The organism is Streptomyces scabichelini, from assembly GCF_011045015.1.
Taxonomy (GTDB): domain Bacteria; phylum Actinomycetota; class Actinomycetes; order Streptomycetales; family Streptomycetaceae; genus Streptomyces; species Streptomyces scabichelini.
The window spans coordinates 1-1,005 of the sequence record NZ_JAAKZY010000474.1; the positions used below are offsets into that span (position 1 = coordinate 1).

The 1,005-nt window shown below is 67.8% G+C and carries 1 protein-coding gene; it reads left to right on the plus strand.

The features are described 5' to 3' along the window. Nucleotides 1–38: 38 nt before the first annotated feature. A partial coding sequence (locus G5C60_RS50755; RefSeq protein WP_165271105.1) for an IS630 family transposase occupies nt 39–1,005 on the plus strand: 967 nt, incomplete at its 3' end.

The window sequence follows — 1,005 nt, forward strand, 5'->3', positions numbered from 1 at the left end:
CTACTGCTGGTGCGTCAGTTCCTCGTCGGGGCCCGAAACTGGAGCCATTGCTGCTGTCTGCTGAGGAGCGGGCGGAGTTGGAGCGGTGGACGCGTCGGGCGACCTCGGCCCAGGCGCTGGCTCTGCGGGCACGGATTGTGCTGGCGTGTGCGGGGCCGGAAGTACCGCCGATCGTCGCGGTCGCCCGGGAGTTGCGGGTGGCCGCGGACACGGTCCGCAAGTGGCGGCGACGCTTCCTCGCCGAGCGGCTGGACGGGCTGGCCGACGAGCCGAGGCCGGGCCGGCCACCCACCATCAGCGTCGACCAGGTCGAAGCGGTGGTGGTCACCACGCTGGAACAGCTCCCGAAGAACGCCACCCACTGGTCCAGGAAATCGATGGCCCAGCACAGCGGCCTGTCGAAGTCCACGGTCGGCCGGATCTGGCGGCAGTTCCAGCTCCGGCCGCATCTGGCGGACACCTTCAAGCTGTCGACGGACCCGTTGTTCGTGGAGAAGGTCTACGACGTCGTTGGCCTCTATTTCAACCCGCCCGAGGGTGCGGTGGTGCTCTCGGCGGACGAGAAGTCGCAGATCCAGGCCCTGGACCGGTCCCAGCCGGTGCTGCCGATAATGCCGGGCATGCCCGAGCGGCGCACCCACGACTACGTCCGCAACGGCCTGACCACCTTGTTCGCCGCCTTCGACGTCGCCACCGGCGAGGTCATCACTGCCCTGCACCGCCGGCACCGGGCCGCGGAGTTCAAGAAGTTCCTGATCCGGATCGACAAGGAAGTACCCGCCCACCTGCAGATCCATCTGATCGTGGACAACTACGCCACCCACAAGACCCCGGCGGTCAAGGCCTGGCTGGCCAAGCACCCGCGGTTCGAGCTGCACTTCACCCCGACCGGTTCTTCCTGGATTAACCAGGTCGAGCGGTGGTTCGGCTACCTCGCCCACCAGATGATCCGCCGCGGCGCACACAAGAACATCCAGGCCCTCGAAGCCGACATCCGCGCCTGGG